Source organism: Flavobacterium sp. UBA4197 (genome assembly GCF_002379575.1).
GTDB classification, from domain to species: Bacteria; Bacteroidota; Bacteroidia; order Flavobacteriales; family Flavobacteriaceae; genus Flavobacterium; species Flavobacterium inviolabile.
Map to the genome: position 1 here is coordinate 55,501 of NZ_DFUB01000008.1, position 22,535 is coordinate 78,035.

The window sequence follows — 22,535 nt, forward strand, 5'->3', positions numbered from 1 at the left end:
ATACTTCAAATCTATTTGGTATTTAGGATACAAAAAATACCATAAAAAGGGTATTTTTTGTATATTTCAAACAGTTTGAATTTTCTTATATGCTATACAAAAAAATATATGAAGAGCAGAATATTTTTGTTAACCATCTCATTTCTGGCAGTATTTAATTCTGGTGTTTTGTGTGGTCAGCATAATGATAGATTGGTGATAAAGCATATTGATAATTATGCAAGGACACTCTCGTCCCAGCCGGATTCCGCCTTTTATTATATAAGAATGGCTACTGCTGAAAGTGAGAAAAACAACGATCCGTTTTTACTGTCCAGGTGTTATTATAATCTGGGATACTACTATTACCTTCAAAAACAACTGGAAAAATCAAAAGCATATACCTGTAAATCTTTTCCGTATGCAGGGAAAGCCCGAAACTATACCATTACCGCACTTGGGTATAATCAATTGGGATTAATAGACAGGGATCAGGGCAATTATAGCAGCGCATTGCAAAATTTCCTAAAATCATTAGATATCGCCGAAAAGCACGGGTTGATGCGAAACCAGAGTGTGGCACTAAATAATTTAGGTTACCTGTACGATTTGCAAAATGATACTGTTAAGGCATTAAAAGCCTATACGGAAAGTCAGCAAATTGCTTACGGAAATAACTTAAAGTTTGAGCTGTTGGCAACGTATAATAACATTGCGATTCTTGAAAAAAAGAGGAATGCTAAAAAAGCAATCGATAATTATAAAAAAGCTTATGCGATAGCGGTTGCTTTAAATGATAAATACGAACAGTTTAATATACTGATCAATTTAAGTGACAGTTATGCCGCTACTGTTGCCGGAAGGCAAACCGGTTTCCGGTATCTGATGCAGGCGAAAAAAATCGCGGAAGAATTAAAAGATCAGAACTTGCTTTTCTATTTGTATTTTAATTTAGGGGGATATTACCGGACATTAAAAACGTATGATGAGGCAATTAAAAATTACCATACAGCACTGCAATTTTCCGAAAAAGGAATTTCCCAGGACCAAAAATGGAGTTTGTTACAGGCCATCGAACAGGTTTATAGCGAATCGGGAAATTTTAAACAGGCCTATTTTTATAAGGAGGCATGTAATAGGTTGAAGGATAGTGTTTTTACGATTGAAAAAAATAAAGCATTTCACGAGATACAAACAAAATATGAAGTTGATAAAAAGAATTTAAGGATACAGCTGCTGACAAAAGAGAAGATCATTCAGCAAAACCGGAAGGAGCTGATATTAATCGTTGGGCTTATACTGGTGGTTGCATTACTGATCGCGTTGTGGGTTTATAAAAATCGGATCAGGACACAAAAAATCATCAATGAAAAAGAAAGTGAAATCCATAAAAAGGAAATTGTGAGGCTGGAACAGGAAAAAGAGTTAAAAAGAATTACCGGTGTTGTACAGGGGCAGGACCAGGAAAGAAACAGGATTGCCAAAGAAATCCATGACGGAATAGGCGGAACACTGGCCGGAGTAAAATTGCAACTGTCTCAGGCGAATACTATAATGAAGAATAAGGGAATTGATATTATCATTGAGCAGATGACACTTGTTTGCAGGAACCTGAGAAGCATTTCTCATAATTTAAGCCTGAATTATTTAAAGGATAAGGATCTTGAAGTATTGTTAAACGAGCTTAAAGAAGAGTATCAATACCGGGAGGAGTTTCAGATAGAAGCAGTTGTTTATCCGGAGGGAGCTTTAAATTCCTTTTCTGAATCGGTCAAACATCAGGCCTATCGGATTGTACAGGAGCTGGTTGCTAATATTTCGAAACATGCCGCAGCTACCGATGTTATGTTGAATGTTACAAGGCATAATGACCTGTTGAATATAATTGTGGAAGATAATGGGAGGGGATTTGATAATACAATATCAAAAGGAATCGGTTTAAAGAATGTTGAAGAAAGACTTTCGGCTATAAATGGCAGTATGATTATAGAAAGTCAGTTGGGAAGAGGTACAACGGTAATTATTGATATTCCAATTTAGCACATACAATATAATATGATAACTATTGCAGTTGTAGATGATCATCAAATGTTTCTGGACGGTATGATAGCTGTTTTGTCCGGTCAGAGTAACTTTGAAATTTTATTTGTCGAAAATAGAGCACAGGCGGCATTGATAAAAATGAGAGAAATGCAGCCGGATATTCTCATATCGGATATTTCGATGCCGGAGATGAACGGTGTTGAATTTATAAAAATCATAAAGGCAACCTATCCCAATGTGAAAATATTGGTTTTGAGTATGTTTGAAAGTATGGAAACAATAGCGGATATTGACGGATATTTGTTGAAGGAAACCAGTAAGGAAGAGTTGGTCAAAGCAATTCATGCTATTGTTTTAAAAAATGAAAAATACCTGACAGTACCGGGAAACACTCTGGATGCCTTTGCGTTCAAAAGAACCATATTATCCCACCGGGAAAAAGAGATTATCCGGTTGATTGCGGAAGAATACACTTCTGAAGAAATAGCAGACAAGCTCTTTCTGAGCAGGGGAACCATTGAGACCCATCGCAAAAATATCTTTTTTAAGTTACAGGTAAAAAACATAGCAGGACTCATTAAAAAAGCCATCTATTTGGGTATTGTAAAATAGAAAGAAGATTTATTTCTTGTTTTTTATTTTGGAATTCCAAATAATAGTCTAATTTTGCACCCATTAACGAGAGGAGGTGTTATATTATGTTGATTATACCAATTAAAGACGGAGAAAATATTGATAGAGCGTTAAAACGTTACAAAAGAAAGTTTGACAAAACTGGAGTTGTAAGACAGCTAAGAAGTCGTCAGGCATTCACGAAACCGTCAGTAACAAGAAGAGCTCAAGTTCAAAAAGCAGCTTATATTCAGACATTGAGAGATTCTTTAGAGAATTAATCGGTTTTGGATTTTATTATAGCCGTTAGTAATAAAAGTTTTTATAACTTTGTTACTAACGGTTTTTTTTATGCATACTTCTTTGCAAGCCTACCAGGATTATCTGCAAAAAGAGAAAAATTATTCTCGCCACACCCAAACTGCTTATCTGAATGATGTTCTTTCTTTTGAGGCTTTTCTTGAAGAAGGTAAGTTTGACGTGGCGCTCGAAAAGATCAATTACGGTCATGTCAGAGCCTGGCTGGTCTCGTTAGTTGAATCCGGAATTTCAAATACTTCTGTTAACCGGAAAATATCATCTTTAAAATCATTTTATAAATTCCTGCTAAAAGCGAAGCAGATAGCGGTAAATCCGCTTCTGAAGCATAAATCGTTAAAAGTGGCGCGGAAAGTGCAGATTCCTTTTTCGGAAAAGGAATTGCAGGCGGTTGCTGAAGCGGTGGATTATGCGGAAGACTTTGAAGGAATCCGGAACAGGCTAATCGTGGAGTTGTTTTATACTTCGGGAATACGCCGCTCGGAATTGATAGGTTTAAAAGTCCGGGATTATAATCCGCATGCCAAAACGTTAAAGGTTTTGGGGAAACGCAATAAGGAGCGTTTACTGCCCGTTTTAGATTGTACGGATCGGTTACTGAAAGATTATCTTAAGGAAAGGGGAATGTTAAATGAGGGGCTTCCTAATGATTTGTTAATATTGAGTAAAAAGGGTAATAAAGTCAGTGAATCGTTTGTTTATAGATTAATAAATGATTACTTTAGTACTGTCTCTGAGAAGGTAAAAAAGAGTCCACACGTTCTTAGGCATACCTTTGCGACGCATCTGCTGAACAATGGTGCCGATATAAATTCAGTTAAGGAATTGTTAGGTCACGCTAGTTTGTCTTCTACCCAGATTTACACACATAGTAGTCTTTCTGAACTTAAAAAAGTTTATCAGGAAGCACATCCTAGAAACCGAAACGATTCTGAAAGTTAAACCCAATAAATGTTTTAATTATGAAAGTAAATGTTCAGGCTGTCAATTTTAATATTGACAAGAAATTAGTTGGTTTTGTTCAAGAGAGATTAGAAAAACTGGAAAAATACTACGACAGGGTAGTTTCTTCCAATGTATTTTTGAAAGTAGAAAATACGAGTGATAAAGAAAATAAGATAGTGGAGGTGAAGATCAGTGTTCCTGGGGATGAGTTCGTGGTTAAAAAGCAAAGTAAAACATTTGAAGAGGCGTTAGACTTGTCTGTTGACTCTTTGGAGCGCTTGTTGCTAAAAAGAAAGGGTAGAATCAGAACGCATATTTAATATTTTTGGAAAACAGTTGTCTTTATGGTGCTCTTTTTAGGGTAGATTTGGTATAAATGATGATTGCTATAAAAAAAATATGAAAAATGTTTTGATTAAAAAATAAATTCTCTACATTTGCAGTCCGTTAGAAATAGCGGACTTTTTTATTGCAGTTGCCGGTGTAGCTCAGCTGGCTAGAGCAGCTGATTTGTAATCAGCAGGTCGTGGGTTCGAGTCCCTCCATCGGCTCTAAGTTGTAAGTAACTGATAATAAAATAGTAGGGGAGATACTCAAGCGGCCAACGAGGGCAGACTGTAAATCTGCTGACTAAGTCTTCGCAGGTTCGAATCCTGCTCTCCCCACAAAAGAAGAATTTGGAAAGAGGAATTCGGTTTTCCGGATTTTAATTTCTGGTTCCGCAAAAGCCGGTGTAGCTCAGGGGTAGAGTGCTTCCTTGGTAAGGAAGAGGTCACGGGTTCAAATCCCGTCATTGGCTCATTGTTTTGAAAAATTTGAACACTAATTATATAACTAAGATTAAATTATTAAATCATGGCAAAGGAAACTTTTGATCGTTCCAAACCCCACTTGAATATTGGTACTATTGGACACGTAGATCACGGAAAAACAACATTGACAGCAGCTATTACTAAAGTATTGTCTGATGCAGGTTATTCTGAAGCAAAATCATTTGATCAAATTGATAACGCTCCTGAAGAAAAAGAAAGAGGTATTACTATTAATACTTCACACGTAGAGTATGCTACAGCTAACCGTCACTATGCTCACGTTGACTGTCCAGGTCACGCGGATTATGTGAAAAACATGGTTACTGGTGCTGCTCAGATGGATGGTGCTATCTTGGTGGTTGCTGCTACTGATGGTCCAATGCCACAAACTCGTGAGCACATCCTTTTAGGTCGTCAGGTTGGTGTGCCTAGAATGGTTGTTTTCATGAACAAAGTGGATATGGTTGATGATGCTGAATTATTAGAGCTTGTTGAAATGGAAATCAGAGATTTATTATCTTTCTATCAGTATGATGGTGATAATGGTCCTGTTGTTAAAGGATCTGCTCTTGGTGCATTAAACGGTGAGCCACAATGGGTTGCTACAGTTTTAGAATTAATGGAAGCTGTTGATAACTGGATTGAATTACCAGTACGTGACGTTGAGAAACCATTCTTGATGCCAGTTGAGGACGTATTTACAATTACAGGACGTGGAACTGTTGCTACAGGTCGTATCGAAACTGGAGTTGCTAATACTGGAGATGCTGTTGAAATCATCGGTATGGGTGCTGATAAATTAACTTCTACTATTACAGGAGTTGAGATGTTCCGTAAAATCCTTGACAGAGGTGAAGCTGGAGATAACGTAGGTTTATTATTGAGAGGTATTGATAAAGCTGATATCCGTAGAGGTATGGTTATTGTTAAGCCAGGATCTGTTAAGCCACACGCTAAATTCAAAGCTGAGGTTTATATCTTGAAAAAAGAAGAAGGTGGACGTCACACTCCATTCCACAATAACTACCGTCCACAGTTCTACGTACGTACAACTGACGTAACAGGTACTATCTCTTTACCAGCTGGTGTAGAAATGGTTATGCCTGGGGATAACTTGACTATCGAAGTACAATTATTAAGCCCAATCGCATTAAGCGTAGGTTTACGTTTCGCTATCCGTGAAGGTGGTAGAACAGTAGGTGCTGGTCAGGTAACTGAAATTTTAGATTAATTTCTATAAAACTATATAAAAACCAGCAGTTCTGCTGCTGGTTTTTTAAACAAACGGGCGTAGTTCAAGGGTAGAATAGCGGTCTCCAAAACCGTTGATGGGGGTTCGAATCCCTCCGCCCGTGCAAAAACAGAATATGATGACAAAAGTTGTTAATTACATATCAGAAGCATTTGAAGAACTAAAATCAAATGTGACTTGGCCACAATGGTCTGAGGTACAACGTTTAACTATTGTTGTTGCTATTTTTTCGATTTTATTCGCATTGGCAACATGGGGAGTTGATGTAGTCTTCGCTAAGATTCTTGGTGGATTCTTTAATTTATTAAAAAAGGCTTAATTTTTTTGATATGACTGATAATAGTGTCAAAAAGTGGTATGTAGTTAGAGCGGTTAGCGGTCAGGAAAATAAAGTTAAAAACTATATTGAGACTGAGATCAATCGTCTCGGTATGGGTGATTATATCTCGCAGGTACTTGTTCCAACTGAAAAGGTGGTACAGGTTCGTGACGGGAAAAAAATCAGTAAAGATCGTGTGTACTTTCCTGGATATGTAATGGTTGAAGCAAATCTTACAGGAGAGATTCCTCATATCATTAAATCAATAACCGGTGTTATTGGTTTCTTAGGGGAAACTAAAGGAGGTGACGCAGTTCCGTTAAGACAATCGGAAGTAAACCGAATGTTAGGTAAAGTAGATGAATTGTCTGTTAAAACAGATAATGCAGCTATTCCGTATGCAGTTGGTGAAACGGTTAAAGTTATTGACGGACCTTTCAATGGTTTCAATGGAACTGTTGAGAAGGTAAATGAAGAAAAGCGTAAACTTGAAGTAATGGTGAAAATTTTCGGAAGAAAAACACCTTTGGAATTGAGTTTTATGCAAGTTGAAAAAGTATAATTTTTGTTACATACATAAACCACATCATTCGCTTCCAATGAAGATGTGCTAAATTTTTTAAAAATGGCAAAAGAAATTAGTAAAGTAGTTAAACTACAAGTTAAGGGAGGTGCTGCGAATCCGTCGCCACCGGTTGGACCTGCTTTGGGGGCTGCTGGGGTTAACATCATGGAGTTCTGTAAGCAGTTCAATGCTAGAACACAAGATAAACCTGGCAAAGTTTTACCAGTACAAATTACTGTGTATAAAGACAAGTCTTTTGACTTTGTTGTTAAAACGCCACCTGCTGCAATTCAATTATTAGAGGCAGCAAAATTAAAGTCTGGTTCAGGTGAACCTAACCGTAAGAAAGTAGCAAACGTTACTTGGGATCAAATTAGAACTATTGCTGAAGACAAAATGCCGGATCTTAATGCTTTTACAATTGAAAAAGCAATGAGTATGGTAGCTGGAACAGCTAGATCTATGGGTATAACTGTAACTGGGAATGCTCCTTTTTAATCGTAAAAAGAAAAAGACATGGCAAAATTAACAAAAAAGCAAAAAGAGGCTGCTTCAAAAATTGAGAAGAACAAATTGTACAGCTTGAAAGAAGCATCTGCTTTAATCAAAACTGTATCTTCTGCAAAATTTGATGAGTCTGTTGATATCGCAGTTCGTTTGGGTGTAGATCCAAGAAAAGCGAATCAAATGGTAAGAGGTGTTGTTACTTTACCACACGGTACAGGTAAGGATGTTCGAGTTTTAGCATTAGTTACTCCGGATAAAGAAGCAGAAGCGAAAGCTGCTGGTGCTGATCACGTAGGATTAGATGACTATTTACAAAAAATAAAAGACGGTTGGACAGATGTTGATGTAATCATCACGATGCCTGCTGTTATGGGTAAATTAGGTCCGTTAGGTCGTATTTTAGGACCTAGAGGTTTAATGCCAAACCCTAAAACAGGAACTGTAACTATGGATGTTGCTAAAGCTGTTCAAGAAGTGAAAGCTGGTAAAATTGACTTTAAAGTTGACAAAACTGGTATCGTTCACGCTGGAATTGGAAAAGTTTCTTTCGAAGCTGAGAAAATTACGGAGAATGCTCACGAAATTATTCAAACGTTAATCAAATTAAAACCAACTGCAGCGAAAGGTACTTATATTAAGAGTATCCACATCTCATCTACAATGAGTCCTGCTATTGCTTTAGATCCTAAAGCAGTATAATTGGTAGTTAAAAATTTTTAGTATGACTAGAGAAGAAAAATCAATCGCGATTGAAGATTTAACTGCACAGTTAGCTGGTACTAATATTGTTTATGTAGCAGATATTTCTGGATTAAATGCAGAAACTACTTCAAACTTAAGAAGAGCTTGTTTTAAAGCTGGTATTAAATTAGAAGTTGTTAAGAACACCTTGCTTGAAAAAGCTATGGAAGCTTCTGATAACAACTATGGTGAATTACCAACAGTTTTAAAAGGAAACACTTCTATTTTAATTGCAGACATCGCTAACGCACCTGCAAAAATTATCAAAGAATTCCGTAAAAAATCTGATAAGCCTTTATTAAAAGGTGCTTACATCAACGAAGAAATCTACATTGGAGATAACTTACTTGATTCATTAGCATCTCTTAAATCTAAAGAAGAAGTTATCGGAGAAATCATCGGATTACTTCAGTCTCCGGCACAGAGAGTTATCTCTGCTCTTCAAAACCAATTTAAGGACGAAGAAGGAGCGGAGTAGTATTTCAATACGAACGCACATAATAAATTATAATTTTACAAATCATTTTAAAAGATAGAAAAAATGGCAGATTTGAAACAATTCGCAGAACAATTAGTTAACTTAACAGTTAAAGAAGTTAACGAATTAGCAACTATATTAAAAGACGATTACGGAATTGAGCCTGCAGCTGCTGCTGTAGTTATATCAGGTGGTGGAGAAGCTGCTGCTGTTGAAGAGCAAACTGAATTCACAGTAGTATTGAAAGATGCTGGTGCTTCTAAATTAGCTGTAGTTAAAGCTGTTAAAGAATTAACTGGTTTAGGTCTTAAAGAAGCTAAAGACTTAGTAGACGGTGCTCCTTCTAACGTTAAAGAAGGTGTTTCTAAAGATGAGGCTGAAGGTCTTAAAAAATCTTTAGAAGAAGCTGGAGCTGTAGTTGAGCTTAAATAAGCTAAGCTTTAGTATAAAAAGCTAGGTTTAGGCCTTGAGAAGATCTCTCAAAGGCCTAAACCATTTTGCGTATAATGAATTTATTGTATGTTCAAACCTGCAATAGTTCGAAATACGACCCTTTTTAATCGCTACGAAGAAAGAAAATGAAATATAACTTTCTGTTCATTTTCAGAGATGTATCGCTTATAAAAAGAAAGTACAATTCGACTGTGTATTTACACAAAATTACTTTTTTTTAATCAAAATTTTGTCCATTGATGTTAACAAATCAGACTGAAAGATTAAATTTCGCCTCGACGAAAAACATCCCTGATTACCCGGATTTTTTAGATATTCAGGTAAAATCTTTTAAAGATTTCTTCCAATTGGAAACTAAATCTGACGAAAGAGGCAACGAAGGTCTTTATAATACCTTCATGGAAAACTTCCCAATTACAGATACAAGAAATCAGTTTGTATTGGAATTCCTTGATTACTTTGTTGATCCACCACGTTATACAATTGAAGAATGTATTGACAGAGGGTTGACGTACAGTGTGCCTTTAAAAGCACGTTTAAAACTGTATTGTACAGACCCGGAACATGAAGATTTTGAAACAATTGTTCAGGATGTATATTTAGGTACAATACCATACATGACACCAAGCGGTACTTTCGTTATCAACGGTGCCGAGCGTGTTGTAGTATCTCAGTTACACCGTTCACCGGGTGTATTCTTCGGACAATCTTTCCATGCGAATGGTACAAAATTATACTCTGCCAGAGTAATTCCTTTTAAAGGATCTTGGATTGAATTTGCTACCGATATCAATAGCGTTATGTATGCTTATATCGATAGAAAGAAAAAATTACCGGTAACAACTCTTTTCCGTGCTATCGGATTTGAAAGAGATAAAGATATTCTAGAGATTTTTGACCTTGCAGAAGAAATCAAAGTTTCTAAAACTGGTCTTAAAAAGTACATCGGAAGAAGACTTGCTGCGCGTGTTCTGAACACCTGGCATGAAGATTTCGTTGATGAGGATACTGGAGAAGTAGTATCAATTGAACGTAATGAAATTATCTTGGATCGTGATACGATTTTAGATAAAGACAATGTAGAGGAAATTATTGATGCGAACGTTAAAGCTATTTTGTTACACAAAGAAGATAACAATCAGGCTGATTACGCTATTATCCACAATACATTACAAAAAGACCCTACAAACTCAGAAAAAGAAGCTGTAGAGCACATTTACCGTCAGTTGCGTAACGCAGAACCGCCTGATGAGGAAACGGCTCGTGGTATTATCGATAAATTATTCTTCTCCGATCAACGTTACAACTTAGGTGAAGTTGGTCGTTACAGAATGAATAAAAAATTAGGTTTGGATATCCCAATGGAAAAACAGGTTTTGACCAAAGAGGATATCATTACAATCGTAAAATATTTAATCGAATTGATCAACTCTAAAGCAGAGATTGATGATATCGATCACTTATCAAACCGTCGTGTTAGAACAGTTGGAGAACAATTGTCGGCACAATTTGGTGTAGGACTTGCCCGTATGGCAAGAACAATCAGAGAAAGAATGAACGTTAGAGATAACGAGGTGTTTACACCAATTGATTTGATCAATGCCAAAACATTGTCATCAGTAATCAACTCTTTCTTTGGAACCAACCAGTTATCTCAGTTCATGGACCAAACGAATCCACTGGCCGAGATTACACACAAAAGAAGATTGTCTGCCCTTGGACCAGGAGGTCTTTCCAGAGAAAGAGCCGGATTCGAGGTGCGTGACGTTCACTATACACACTACGGACGTTTATGTCCTATTGAAACACCGGAGGGACCAAACATTGGTTTGATTTCATCTCTTGGAGTATATGCAAAAGTGAATGGAATGGGATTCATTGAAACACCTTACCGTAAAGTAACGGAAGGTAAAGTGGATTTGGTTTCTACTCCGATCTATTTAAGTGCAGAAGAAGAAGAAGGAAAAATGATTGCTCAGGCAAACATTGATATGGATGAAAACGGAACCATCACCGCTGACAGAGTTATTGCTCGTGAAGAAGGAGATTTCCCTGTGGTTGAGCCAGGAGTTGTAGATTATACAGACGTTGCGCCAAACCAGATTGCATCCATTTCGGCTTCATTAATTCCGTTCTTGGAGCACGATGATGCGAACCGTGCATTGATGGGATCAAACATGATGCGTCAGGCAGTTCCATTATTGCGTCCGGAAGCACCAATTGTTGGTACAGGATTAGAGCGTCAGGTGGCGTCTGATTCCAGAGTACTGATCAATGCTGAAGGTAGCGGAACTGTTGAATATGTTGATGCGAACATGATTACCATCAAATACGACAGAACCGATGCGGAAAGAGCAGTTAGTTTCGATCCGGATGAAAAAACATACCAGTTAATCAAATTCAGAAAAACCAACCAGAGTACTTCTATCAACCTGAAACCAATCGTAAGAAGAGGAGACAGAGTTGCAAAAGGACAGGTACTTTGTGAAGGTTATGCAACGCAAAACGGAGAGCTGGCTTTAGGTAGAAACCTTAAAGTTGCCTTCATGCCTTGGAAAGGGTACAACTTCGAGGATGCGATCGTAATTTCTGAAAAAGTTGTTCGTGATGACATCTTTACATCCATTCACGTGGATGACTATTCACTGGAAGTAAGAGATACAAAATTAGGTAACGAAGAGTTAACGAATGATATCCCTAACGTAAGTGAAGAGGCAACTAAAGATTTAGATGAAAACGGTATGATTAGAATTGGTGCAGAGGTAAAACCTGGCGACATTCTAATCGGAAAAATTACACCAAAAGGAGAGTCAGATCCTACTCCGGAAGAGAAATTATTAAGAGCGATCTTCGGGGATAAAGCAGGTGATGTTAAAGATGCTTCATTAAAAGCGTCTCCTTCATTACACGGTGTGGTTTTAGATAAAAAATTATTCGCAAGAGCGGTTAAAGATAAACGTAAACGTTCTAAAGATAAAGATGATTTAGCAGTTTTAGAAACACAATTTGAAGTGAAATTCAATGAATTGAAAGACAGATTGGTGGAGAAATTGTTTGACATCGTGAATGGAAAAACATCTCAGGGTGTTATGAATGATTTGGGAGAAGAAGTATTGCCAAAAGGTAAAAAATACTCTCAGAAAATGTTGTATGCTGTTGAAGATTTCGCACACTTAACAAAAGGACAGTGGACTACAGACGATGAAACCAATGCAATGGTGAACGACCTGATCCACAACTATAAAATTAAGTTGAATGACCTTCAGGGAGCATTGAGAAGAGAGAAATTTACAATCACTGTTGGAGATGAATTACCATCAGGAATTTTAAAACTGGCTAAAGTTTATATCGCTAAGAAACGTAAACTGAAAGTTGGGGATAAAATGGCGGGACGTCACGGAAATAAAGGTATCGTTGCGAAAATTGTTCGTCACGAAGACATGCCTTTCTTAGAAGACGGAACTCCTGTAGATATCGTATTGAATCCACTTGGTGTACCATCGCGTATGAACATCGGGCAGATCTATGAAACTGTTCTTGGATGGGCAGGTCAGAAACTAGGTAAGAAATTTGCAACGCCAATTTTTGATGGAGCTTCTTTAGAGCAGATCAATGCTTTAACAGACGAAGCAGGTATTCCTAGATTCGGTCATACTTACCTGTATGACGGAGGAACAGGAGACCGTTTCCACCAGCCGGCGACTGTAGGTATCATCTACATGTTGAAATTAGGACACATGGTTGATGATAAGATGCACGCACGTTCTATCGGTCCATACTCATTAATTACGCAACAGCCATTAGGAGGTAAAGCACAATTCGGTGGTCAGCGTTTTGGAGAGATGGAGGTTTGGGCTCTTGAAGCTTATGGAGCATCAAGTACACTAAGAGAAATCTTGACTGTTAAATCGGATGACGTTATTGGTAGAGCGAAAACTTACGAAGCTATCGTTAAGGGAGAAACTATGCCGGAACCAGGATTACCGGAATCATTCAATGTATTAATGCATGAATTGAAAGGTCTTGGATTAGACATCAGATTAGAAGAATAAATTCACACGGGAGTAATCTTTGATTGCTCCCTTTTATAGCGTTTTTAATAAATCGATAGTATTCATATCATGACGAGATTAAAAGATAAAAATACCGTTAAAAGATTTAACAAAATTTCGATAGGACTTGCTTCCCCAGAATCCATTCTGGCAGAATCAAGAGGTGAGGTTTTAAAACCAGAAACCATCAACTATCGTACACACAAACCAGAGCGTGACGGTCTTTTCTGCGAAAGAATTTTCGGTCCAGTAAAAGATTTCGAATGTGCTTGTGGTAAATACAAAAGAATCCGTTATAAAGGAATCGTTTGTGACCGTTGTGGAGTTGAAGTTACGGAGAAAAAAGTACGTAGAGACAGAGTTGGACACATCAATTTGGTGGTGCCTATCGCTCATATCTGGTATTTCCGTTCCCTTCCAAACAAAATTGGTTACATTCTAGGCTTGCCGTCTAAGAAATTAGACATGATTATTTACTACGAAAGATATGTAGTAATTCAACCGGGTATTGCTAAAAATCCAGAAGGAGAAACTTTAAACCGATTAGACTTCTTAACTGAAGAAGAGTATTTGAATATTTTAGATACCCTTCCGATGGAGAATCAATATTTAGATGATACCGATCCGAACAAATTCATCGCTAAGATGGGTGCGGAATGTATTATGGACTTATTGGCACGTACAGATTTAGATGCTTTGTCTTACGACCTGCGTCACGCTGCTAATAATGAAACATCAAAACAACGTAAAACAGAAGCTTTAAAAAGACTTCAGGTTGTAGAATCGTTCCGTGAAGCAAACAATAACAGAGAAAACCGTCCGGAATGGATGATTTTAAAAGTAATCCCGGTTATTCCACCGGAATTGCGTCCGTTAGTGCCGCTTGATGGAGGTCGTTTCGCAACATCGGATTTAAATGATTTGTACCGAAGAGTAATCATCCGTAACAACCGTTTAAAACGATTAATGGAAATTAAAGCTCCGGAAGTAATCTTAAGAAACGAAAAACGTATGTTACAGGAATCTGTAGACTCGTTATTCGATAACACAAGAAAAGCTTCTGCTGTTAAAACAGAATCAAACAGACCATTAAAATCCCTTTCGGATTCCTTAAAAGGTAAGCAAGGTCGTTTCCGTCAGAACTTATTAGGTAAACGTGTGGATTATTCTGCCCGTTCGGTAATTGTTGTTGGACCGGAAATGAAATTGTTCGAATGTGGTCTGCCTAAAGATATGGCTGCGGAACTGTACAAACCATTCGTTATTCGTAAATTAATCGAAAGAGGAATTGTTAAAACAGTGAAGTCGGCTAAGAAAATTATCGACAAAAAAGAGCCGGTAGTTTGGGATATCCTTGAAAACGTAATTAAAGGACACCCGGTACTGCTAAACCGTGCTCCTACTTTGCACAGATTAGGTATCCAGGCATTCCAGCCAAAATTGATTGAAGGTAAAGCGATCCAGTTACACCCGTTAGTGTGTACGGCGTTTAATGCCGATTTCGATGGTGACCAGATGGCGGTTCACTTACCATTAGGACCGGAAGCTATTTTGGAAGCACAATTATTAATGTTGGCTTCACACAATATCTTGAACCCTGCAAATGGTGCGCCAATCACGGTACCTTCTCAGGACATGGTTTTGGGTCTGTATTACATGACCAAAGAACGTTTGTCTACTCCGGATCATAAAATTTTAGGTGAAGGCCTGACTTTTTACTCGGCAGAAGAAGTAAATATTGCTTTGAATGAAGGGAAATTAGAGTTGAATGCCCGTGTTAAAATCAGAGCAAAAGACTTTAATGAAAACGGAGAATTAGTATATAAAATTATCCAGACTACTGCAGGTAGAGTATTATTTAACGAAGTAGTACCGGAAGCAGCTGGTTATATAAATGAAGTATTAACGAAGAAGTCCTTAAGAGATATTATTGGTAAAATTTTAAGTGTTACCAATGTACCTACTACTGCTGCCTTCTTGGATAATATGAAAGATATGGGATACCGTTTCGCTTTCAGAGGAGGACTTTCTTTCTCTTTAGGGGATATCAAAATTCCAGATCAGAAACAAGACCTTATTGCGGATGCAAACGGTCAGGTTGAAGCGATTTCGATGAACTATAACATGGGTCTTATTACTAATAATGAGCGTTACAACCAGGTTATTGACGTTTGGACTTCAACCAATGCATTGCTTACAGAATTAGCGATGAAAAACATTAGAGAAGACCAGCAGGGATTCAACTCGGTGTATATGATGCTTGACTCTGGAGCGAGGGGATCTAAAGAACAGATTCGTCAGTTAACCGGTATGCGTGGTTTGATGGCTAAGCCTAAAAAATCAACCGCTGGTGGTGGTGAAATTATTGAAAACCCGATTTTATCGAACTTTAAAGAAGGACTTTCAATTTTAGAATACTTTATTTCTACTCACGGTGCTCGTAAAGGTCTTGCGGATACGGCTCTTAAAACGGCAGATGCCGGGTACTTAACCAGAAGATTACATGACGTTTCTCAGGATGTTATTGTAAACTCTGTAGATTGTGGTACTTTAAGAGGTGTTGAAGTATCAGCATTGAAAAAGAATGAGGAAGTTGTTGAAACTTTAGGAGAAAGAATCTTAGGACGTGTTGCGTTACAAGATGTAATCAATCCTTTAACCAGCGAAATTTTAGTTCACGCAGGTGATGAAATTACAGAAGCTATCGTTAAAGCTATTGACGCTTCTCCAATTGAAAGAGTAGACGTTCGTTCTCCGTTAACTTGTGAAGCTGGAAAAGGTATCTGTGCAAAATGTTACGGACGTAACCTGGCAACAGGTAAAATGACCCAGAGAGGTGAAGCAGTAGGAGTTATTGCAGCACAGTCTATTGGTGAGCCGGGTACACAGTTAACACTACGTACATTCCACGTTGGGGGTACAGCAGGTAACATTTCTGAAGAATCAAGTATCATTACGAAATTCAAAGGAAGACTTGAAATCGAAGATTTAAAAACTGTTAAAGGAGAAGACAATGAAGGTAATGCTATCGATATTGTAATTTCCCGTTCAACAGAATTAAAATTAGTAGACGAAACAACAGGAATTGTATTAAATACACATAATATCCCTTACGGATCAAGCATCTTTGTTAAAGATGGTGAAGTAGTAGATAAAGGAACTACAATCTGTAAATGGGACCCGTATAATGGTGTAATTATTTCAGAATTTACAGGTAAGGTGGCTTACGAAGATATCGAACAGGGACAATCGTTCATGGTTGAAATCGATGAGCAAACCGGATTCCAGGAAAAAGTAATCTCTGAAGCCAGAAATAAAAAATTAATTCCTACTTTATTAATCTACGGAAAAGACGGAGAATTAATCCGTTCTTACAACTTACCGGTGGGTGCCCACCTTATGGTTGATGACGGAGAGAAAATTAAAGCAGGTAAGATTTTAGTGAAAATCCCTCGTCGTTCTTCAAAAGCAGGGGATATTACAGGAGGTTTACCAAGAATTACCGAGTTGTTAGAAGCTCGTAATCCTTCAAACCCGGCTGTAGTATCTGAGATTGATGGTGTAGTATCTTTTGGAAAAATCAAAAGAGGTAACCGTGAGATCGTTGTAGAATCTAAATTTGGTGAGATTAAGAAATACTTAGTTAAACTTTCAAACCAGATCTTAGTTCAGGAAAATGACTACGTAAGAGCAGGTATGCCACTATCTGACGGAGCAATTACTCCGGATGATATCTTAAGAATCCAGGGACCATCTGCTGTACAACAGTACTTGGTAAATGAAATTCAGGAAGTGTACCGTTTACAAGGGGTAAAAATTAATGACAAGCACTTTGAAGTTGTAATTCGTCAGATGATGCGTAAAGTTCAAATCCAGGATCCGGGTGATACACTATTCTTAGAAGATCAGTTGGCTCATACAAGTGACTTTATCGTTGAAAATGATAAATTATACGGAATGAAAGTTGTGGAAGATGCGGGTGATTCTGATAACCTGAAAGCAGGTCAGATCATATCGCCAAGAGAATTAAGAGATGAAAACTCTTTACTGAAGAGAAATGACAGAAACCTTGTAGTTGCAAGAGATGTGGTTCCGGCAACGGCTACTCCGATTCTTCAGGGTATTACAAGAGCGTCATTACAAACGAAATCGTTTATCTCGGCAGCATCGTTCCAGGAAACAACGAAAGTATTGAATGAAGCAGCTGTAGCTGGTAAAGTTGACGGATTAGAAGGATTGAAAGAAAATGTTATTGTGGGTCACAGAATCCCTGCTGGTACAGGTATGAGAGATTACGATAATATTATTGTAGGTTCTAAAGAAGAATTCAACGAATTAATGGCTGCAAAAGAAGAATTTAATTACTAAGAATCATGAGTGATAATAAACAGCAAGGACAAATCAATATTGAATTGGATGAGCAGGTAGCCGACGGGATTTACTCCAATCTGGCAATCATCAATCATTCCAACACAGAATTCGTAATTGATTTTGTAAACATTATGCCGGGAGTGCCAAAAGCAAAAGTAAAATCCAGAATTATACTTACTCCGCAGCATGCAAAACGTTTATTAGGAGCTTTAGCAGAAAACATAACACGGTTTGAAGCAGCTCATGGTGAAATCAAAGAGGCAGAATTGCCTTCGATACCTTTAAATTTCGGACCAACAGGTCAAGCTTAATAAAAAGCCTCTCATTATGAGAGGCTTTTTTTATTTGTGAATATTTTAACCGCCAAAATATTAAATTGTTAAATCTTTAAAATTTTTATAGTTTTTTTATTGTATGATGAAAAATTTAGTAATTTAACCGACTAAATAATTTCATATGAATAAAAATTACTATTCATTAGGCAGCGAAAGTAAAGCGTTGCTTAAAAACAGCGATGCCCATCAATTTGCATGGTCGAAGAACATTAAACATATATGTTTAATGTTCTTTTTATTTGTATCGGTCTTTGTAGCCAATGCACAGGTAGCTACAAACGGCGGATCGGGTTTAAGTGCCACATATCCGAACCTGGCTTCGGCTATTACGGCATTGAACGCAGCAACTATTTCGGGACCGGTCGTGATAACACTCTCCGGAAATGAAACGGCACCTGCGGGCGGTTATGTCATTACAGCTGAAGGAACAGCGGTAAATACAATTACAATAGTAGGAAGTACCAGCACAATTACAGCACCAACCCCTCAAACGTCGGGAGCTTTAAATGATGCTATTTTTAAATTAGTAGGAGCAGACTGGGTTACGATCCAGGGCTTTACAATGCAGGAAAATGCAGCCAATTCAACAACGGCAGCAGGAACGAACAACATGACCGAATGGGGTGTTGCGTTGCTGTATGCCTCTACTACAAATGGTGCGCAGAATAACACCATCCTGAACAATACTATCGATTTAAACCGTACTTATCAAAATACCTTCGGTATTTACAGTAACTCTGTCCACTCGGGTACTACCGTTACAACAGCAGCTACGGCAACCGGAGCTAACGGAGGAAATCATAACCTGAAAATCTATGGCAATACGATAACTGATGTAAACATCGGAATCGTATATGTGGGACCAACGGCGGCGGCTGATCACAATACCGGATTGGATATTGGAGGAACAGCACTGGCAACAGGGAACACGATAACAAACTTTGGAACAACGGGAACCTTTTCCGGTTATTCGAATGTTTCCGGATCGGTTAACGGTATCCTGGTAAGAAATACCAAGAATTTTAATATTTCTTATAATAACGTAGCCAGTTCAAACGGAGGCGTTACGGCAGGAACCCTAAGAGGAATCTTTGTACCGGCTTTCAATAACGCACCTACCGGTGTTATTGTGAATACAATCAATAACAATACGGTATCCTTACGCAGCGCTGTTGCCGGCGGAACGATGTTTGGGATATCCAATGAGGCAACTACCGTAAGTGCTACCACAACATTGAATATCAATAACAACGACTTCAATACATTTGGACACACAGTAGCAGGAACGGCAGCGATAACTTTGATTATTAATGCCGCTACTACATTAAATACAAACATCAACAACAATACTTTTACGAACTTATCAGTAAACACAACCGCTGGATTTACGTTTATCAGTAATAATGTAACCCACCCTACAGATGCGGTAACCATCGTAAACAACAATGCCATTGTTACTGGTTTTAGTAAAACCGGAGCGGGTGGAACCGTGTACTTCTATGACTCTTTCGGAAGTACTACAAGTGGTTCAGAAACCAATACCGGAAATAATTTCTCAAATGTTACATTAACCGGAGCAACAACATTAGGCGGTTTCAGATCGGCCGATGGAGGAACTGCGGGATATCCGGCAAAAACAATAACGAACAACACATTTAACAATATTATCAACGGAAGTAGTGCTTCAACCGTATTGAATGCGGGGTACAGCTTGGTTGGCGGTACAAACAATGTGTCTGGAAATACAATTACAAATGTTACTACTGCGGGCAGTATCGTAGGAATCACTTCTGCTGCCGGTAACCAGAACTTTTTTAACAATACCATCAGCGGTTTAACAACAACAGGAGCGGCAAACGTTTCTGCTATTTCCATTACGGGAGGAACCATACAGAATCTTTATAAAAACAAGATCTTCAATATTGAGGCAAACAATGCTTCCGGAACCGTAAATGGTATCTTAGTGTCTGGTGGAACAACAACGTCACTATACAATAATATTGTGGGCGACTTGAGAACTCCGATTGCAAATGCAGCCAACCCTTTGATCGGGATCAACATTACAGGAGGAACAACGGTAAATGTTAACTTCAACACCGTTCGTTTAAACGGAGCAAGTACCGGAGCATTATTCGGATCAAGCGCTGTATCTGTTTCAACAACGCCTACAGTAGCTTTCAGAAACAATATTTTTGTAAACCAGTCTGCAACAACCGGAGCGGGACTTGCAGCAGCCTACAGAAGATCTTCAACAACGTTAACAACGTATGATGCCGTATCTAATAATAACCTGTATTTTGGAACGACAATTTTTACGGACGGAACAAATACCGATGCAACCCTGGCAGCTTTTAAAGCCAGAGTGGCACCAAGAGATGTTTCATCTGTAACAGAAAATCCGAACTGGGTTTCCGTGACAGGCGCAAATGCTACTTTCTTACACATCGATACTACAATACCGACACAAATCGAAAATGGTGGTACACCGGTAGCGGGTATCACGGATGATTTTGACGGAGATGTAAGAAATGTAACAACTCCGGATATCGGAGCAGATGAATTTGCCGGTATCCCTACAGATATAACGGCTCCGGTAATAGTACATACGGTAGTAGCAGGTTCTTGCGTACCGGGTAGTAAAGTAATTACAGCAACAATTACAGACGGAAGCGGAGTGCCAACAACAGGTGCCGGTTTACCGGTTGCCTACTGGAAAATCAATGCAGGAACCTATACGGCAGCTGTAGCGACCAGTTTAGGATCTGGACAATATGAATTTACAATTGGTGCTGGAGCAGTATTAGGAGATTCTGTTTCCTATTATATTGTGGCTCAGGATAATGCAGGAACTCCAAATGTGGCCGTATTACCGGCAGCAGGTGCAGCAGGATTTACAATTAATCCGCCGGCAGCAGCAACGCCGCCAACCACACCGTTTACATACAATATTTACAGCCCTTTAAGTGGTGTTTATACCGTTGGAGCTTCTGGAAACTATGCAACGTTAACAGCGGCTGTAGCAGACTATAACTCAAAATGTTTATCCGGTCCGGTTACCTTCTCATTAACAGATGCAACCTATACGGGAGAAACCTATCCAATTACGATTAATTCCAATCCGGATGCCAGTGCAACAAACACGTTGACCATTAAACCGGCAACTGGTGTTACAGCAGCATTTTCAGGATCTAATGCAACGGCTATTCTTAAAATAGCAGGAGCAGATTATGTAACTATCGACGGTAGTAATAACGGAACAACTACCCGTGATTTAACAATCACCAATACCAATGGAGCAGGGGTTGTACTTTGGGTAGCGAGTGCCGATGCTACAAACGGAGCATTGAATGCGACATTCAAAAACCTTAAAATCATCGGAAACACACCGGCAACAACCGTGGCAGGTATTGTGGTGAGTGGTACTGCTTTAGGAGGTGCTGCAGAAGCATCCAATACCGGTTTTGCATCTATTAATAACACCTTCAACAAAATGCAGAATGCTATTTTCGCTATCGGAAATGCAACAACTCCGGATCAGGGATTTGTGATTACGGGTAATGTTATAGGATCTGCAACTGCTGTTGATAAACTTGGTTTTAGAGGAGTAGCGGTGCAAAACGCACAGGGATTTGTGATTTCCGGAAACCAGATTTTTGGAGTAACAACAACTACAACCAGTACAGCATCGGGTATACTTGTTGGCGGAAACGCAATTAACGGAACCGTGTTTAATAACAAAATATCCGATATTAAAAATACCAATACCACTGGTTATGGATGTAACGGAATCTATTTGAATTCCAACAACGCTGCGGCAAACATTACGGTATATAATAACTTCATCAGTGATGTAGCAAGTTATGGATATTCAGCGGGTGGTGGCGTAGCCGATAACGGATACGGAATCATCATCAACCAGGGAGCTGGTTACAATGTTTACCACAATACAGTGGCAATGAATACTAACCAGACTATTGGAGGAAGACCGGCAGCGATCAATGTTACAGCAACGGTTACAGCAGCCGGAGCCATTAACTTGCGAAACAATATCTTTAGCAATACGCAAACACAAACCGGAGCACGCTATGCGATTTATTCGGAAGCAGCCAATACGGTCTTTGCAGCAATAGATTATAACAACTATTATACAACAGGAACGAATCTGGGGTATATTGTATCAGACAGAGCAGATCTTGCAGCGTTACAAACAGGTTTCGGAGGCAACACAAACGCTAAAAATGTTTTACCGGTGTATACCTCTTTAACAGACTTACATTTAGTACCGGCAAGTAATGTTTATTTAGACAACCTTGGAACACCAATTGCAGGTATTACTACCGATATTGATGGCGATACAAGAAATGTTACAACACCGGATATGGGAGCCGATGAATTTACGTCTCCGGTTTGTACAGCAGCAGTTGGCGGTACCGCTACCGCTACGGTAACTACAATTTGTACTTCCGGAACGTCAACAATTCAGGCAACAGGTTACTCTACTGGTGAAACCACATCATATCAGTGGCAATCTGCTACAGATATGGCATTTACAACACCGGTAAATGTGGGAACAGCAACAGCAACTTATGCTGATTTGACTACAGCAACAATTACGCAAACAACATACTATCGTTTAGCGGTAACCTGTGTAGCAAACGGACAGGCAAACTATTCTACTGTTGCTCAGGTAACGGTAAATACAACTGCAGAACCTGTAGCGGCAGCACAAATATTCTGTAACAGTGCAACAGTA

16 protein-coding genes and 4 tRNA genes are annotated in these 22,535 nt (G+C 38.6%); all 20 read left to right on the forward strand.

What is annotated here, in order from left to right; genetic code table 11:
- The first annotated feature begins 108 nt into the window (after nucleotides 1–108).
- Nucleotides 109–2,019, forward strand: a complete 1,911-nt coding sequence (locus B3394_RS04600) for a tetratricopeptide repeat-containing sensor histidine kinase (RefSeq protein WP_286913518.1) — start codon at nucleotides 109–111, stop codon at nucleotides 2,017–2,019.
- Nucleotides 2,020–2,034: 15 nt separating this feature from the next.
- Complete coding sequence (locus tag B3394_RS04605) at nucleotides 2,035–2,634, forward strand: response regulator transcription factor (RefSeq protein ID WP_286913524.1); 600 nt, start codon at nucleotides 2,035–2,037, stop codon at nucleotides 2,632–2,634.
- An 86-nt stretch (nucleotides 2,635–2,720) separates the two neighbouring features.
- Nucleotides 2,721–2,915 (forward strand): 30S ribosomal protein S21, encoded by a 195-nt coding sequence (gene rpsU, locus B3394_RS04610; RefSeq protein ID WP_177729875.1) that lies wholly within the window; start codon nucleotides 2,721–2,723, stop codon nucleotides 2,913–2,915.
- Between the two features lie 70 nt (nucleotides 2,916–2,985).
- The gene (locus tag B3394_RS04615; RefSeq protein ID WP_177729873.1) at nucleotides 2,986–3,894 is read left to right on the forward strand and encodes a tyrosine-type recombinase/integrase; all 909 of its coding nucleotides are present in this window, start codon (nucleotides 2,986–2,988) and stop codon (nucleotides 3,892–3,894) included.
- 20 nt (nucleotides 3,895–3,914) lie between these two features.
- Nucleotides 3,915–4,217 carry a ribosome hibernation-promoting factor, HPF/YfiA family gene (gene hpf / locus B3394_RS04620; RefSeq protein WP_177729871.1) on the forward strand — a complete coding sequence of 101 codons (303 nt, stop codon included), beginning with the start codon at nucleotides 3,915–3,917 and terminating at the stop codon, nucleotides 4,215–4,217.
- A 157-nt stretch (nucleotides 4,218–4,374) separates the two neighbouring features.
- Nucleotides 4,375–4,448: transfer RNA gene (locus tag B3394_RS04625), tRNA-Thr, on the forward strand.
- Nucleotides 4,449–4,480: 32 nt separating this feature from the next.
- Nucleotides 4,481–4,562 (forward strand) — tRNA-Tyr (locus B3394_RS04630).
- Nucleotides 4,563–4,624: 62 nt separating this feature from the next.
- Nucleotides 4,625–4,696 (forward strand) — tRNA-Thr (locus B3394_RS04635).
- A gap of 56 nt (nucleotides 4,697–4,752) precedes the next feature.
- Nucleotides 4,753–5,940, forward strand: a complete 1,188-nt coding sequence (gene tuf, locus B3394_RS04640) for an elongation factor Tu (protein ID WP_177729869.1) — start codon at nucleotides 4,753–4,755, stop codon at nucleotides 5,938–5,940.
- A gap of 53 nt (nucleotides 5,941–5,993) precedes the next feature.
- Nucleotides 5,994–6,064 (forward strand) — tRNA-Trp (locus B3394_RS04645).
- 15 nt (nucleotides 6,065–6,079) lie between these two features.
- The gene (secE, locus tag B3394_RS04650; protein WP_177736087.1) at nucleotides 6,080–6,280 is read left to right on the forward strand and encodes a preprotein translocase subunit SecE; all 201 of its coding nucleotides are present in this window, start codon (nucleotides 6,080–6,082) and stop codon (nucleotides 6,278–6,280) included.
- Nucleotides 6,281–6,290: 10 nt separating this feature from the next.
- Nucleotides 6,291–6,842, forward strand: coding sequence for a transcription termination/antitermination protein NusG (gene nusG, locus B3394_RS04655; protein WP_177729867.1), 552 nt, complete (start codon nucleotides 6,291–6,293; stop codon nucleotides 6,840–6,842).
- Between the two features lie 63 nt (nucleotides 6,843–6,905).
- On the forward strand, nucleotides 6,906–7,343 hold the full coding sequence (gene rplK / locus B3394_RS04660; RefSeq protein ID WP_177729865.1) for a 50S ribosomal protein L11: 438 nt from the start codon (nucleotides 6,906–6,908) through the stop codon (nucleotides 7,341–7,343).
- Between the two features lie 18 nt (nucleotides 7,344–7,361).
- Complete coding sequence (gene rplA / locus B3394_RS04665; RefSeq protein WP_177729863.1) at nucleotides 7,362–8,051, forward strand: 50S ribosomal protein L1; 690 nt, start codon at nucleotides 7,362–7,364, stop codon at nucleotides 8,049–8,051.
- Between the two features lie 22 nt (nucleotides 8,052–8,073).
- Nucleotides 8,074–8,571 carry a 50S ribosomal protein L10 gene (gene rplJ, locus B3394_RS04670; RefSeq protein WP_177729860.1) on the forward strand — a complete coding sequence of 166 codons (498 nt, stop codon included), beginning with the start codon at nucleotides 8,074–8,076 and terminating at the stop codon, nucleotides 8,569–8,571.
- Between the two features lie 63 nt (nucleotides 8,572–8,634).
- Entirely contained in the window at nucleotides 8,635–9,003 is a 369-nt protein-coding gene (gene rplL / locus B3394_RS04675; RefSeq protein ID WP_177729858.1) for a 50S ribosomal protein L7/L12, read from the forward strand.
- A 260-nt stretch (nucleotides 9,004–9,263) separates the two neighbouring features.
- Entirely contained in the window at nucleotides 9,264–13,076 is a 3,813-nt protein-coding gene (gene rpoB / locus B3394_RS04680; RefSeq protein ID WP_177729856.1) for a DNA-directed RNA polymerase subunit beta, read from the forward strand.
- Nucleotides 13,077–13,145: 69 nt separating this feature from the next.
- Nucleotides 13,146–17,444 (forward strand): DNA-directed RNA polymerase subunit beta', encoded by a 4,299-nt coding sequence (gene rpoC / locus B3394_RS04685; RefSeq protein WP_177729854.1) that lies wholly within the window; start codon nucleotides 13,146–13,148, stop codon nucleotides 17,442–17,444.
- Nucleotides 17,445–17,449: 5 nt separating this feature from the next.
- Entirely contained in the window at nucleotides 17,450–17,758 is a 309-nt protein-coding gene (locus B3394_RS04690) for a DUF3467 domain-containing protein (protein ID WP_177729852.1), read from the forward strand.
- A 145-nt stretch (nucleotides 17,759–17,903) separates the two neighbouring features.
- The coding region (locus B3394_RS04695) for a beta strand repeat-containing protein (protein ID WP_286913539.1) at nucleotides 17,904–22,535 on the forward strand (4,632 nt) is incomplete at its 3' end.

Coding starts and splice junctions, on each gene's coding strand:
- rpoC (WP_177729854.1), top strand. CDS start 13,146: ATGACGAGATTAAAAGATAAAAATACCGTTAAAAGATTTAACAAAATT.
- B3394_RS04690 (WP_177729852.1), top strand. CDS start 17,450: ATGAGTGATAATAAACAGCAAGGACAAATCAATATTGAATTGGATGAG.
- B3394_RS04605 (WP_286913524.1), top strand. CDS start 2,035: ATGATAACTATTGCAGTTGTAGATGATCATCAAATGTTTCTGGACGGT.
- rplJ (WP_177729860.1), top strand. CDS start 8,074: ATGACTAGAGAAGAAAAATCAATCGCGATTGAAGATTTAACTGCACAG.
- rplA (WP_177729863.1), top strand. CDS start 7,362: ATGGCAAAATTAACAAAAAAGCAAAAAGAGGCTGCTTCAAAAATTGAG.
- rpsU (WP_177729875.1), top strand. CDS start 2,721: ATGTTGATTATACCAATTAAAGACGGAGAAAATATTGATAGAGCGTTA.
- rplL (WP_177729858.1), top strand. CDS start 8,635: ATGGCAGATTTGAAACAATTCGCAGAACAATTAGTTAACTTAACAGTT.
- rpoB (WP_177729856.1), top strand. CDS start 9,264: ATGTTAACAAATCAGACTGAAAGATTAAATTTCGCCTCGACGAAAAAC.
- nusG (WP_177729867.1), top strand. CDS start 6,291: ATGACTGATAATAGTGTCAAAAAGTGGTATGTAGTTAGAGCGGTTAGC.
- B3394_RS04615 (WP_177729873.1), top strand. CDS start 2,986: ATGCATACTTCTTTGCAAGCCTACCAGGATTATCTGCAAAAAGAGAAA.
- secE (WP_177736087.1), top strand. CDS start 6,080: ATGACAAAAGTTGTTAATTACATATCAGAAGCATTTGAAGAACTAAAA.
- tuf (WP_177729869.1), top strand. CDS start 4,753: ATGGCAAAGGAAACTTTTGATCGTTCCAAACCCCACTTGAATATTGGT.
- hpf (WP_177729871.1), top strand. CDS start 3,915: ATGAAAGTAAATGTTCAGGCTGTCAATTTTAATATTGACAAGAAATTA.
- rplK (WP_177729865.1), top strand. CDS start 6,906: ATGGCAAAAGAAATTAGTAAAGTAGTTAAACTACAAGTTAAGGGAGGT.
- B3394_RS04600 (WP_286913518.1), top strand. CDS start 109: ATGAAGAGCAGAATATTTTTGTTAACCATCTCATTTCTGGCAGTATTT.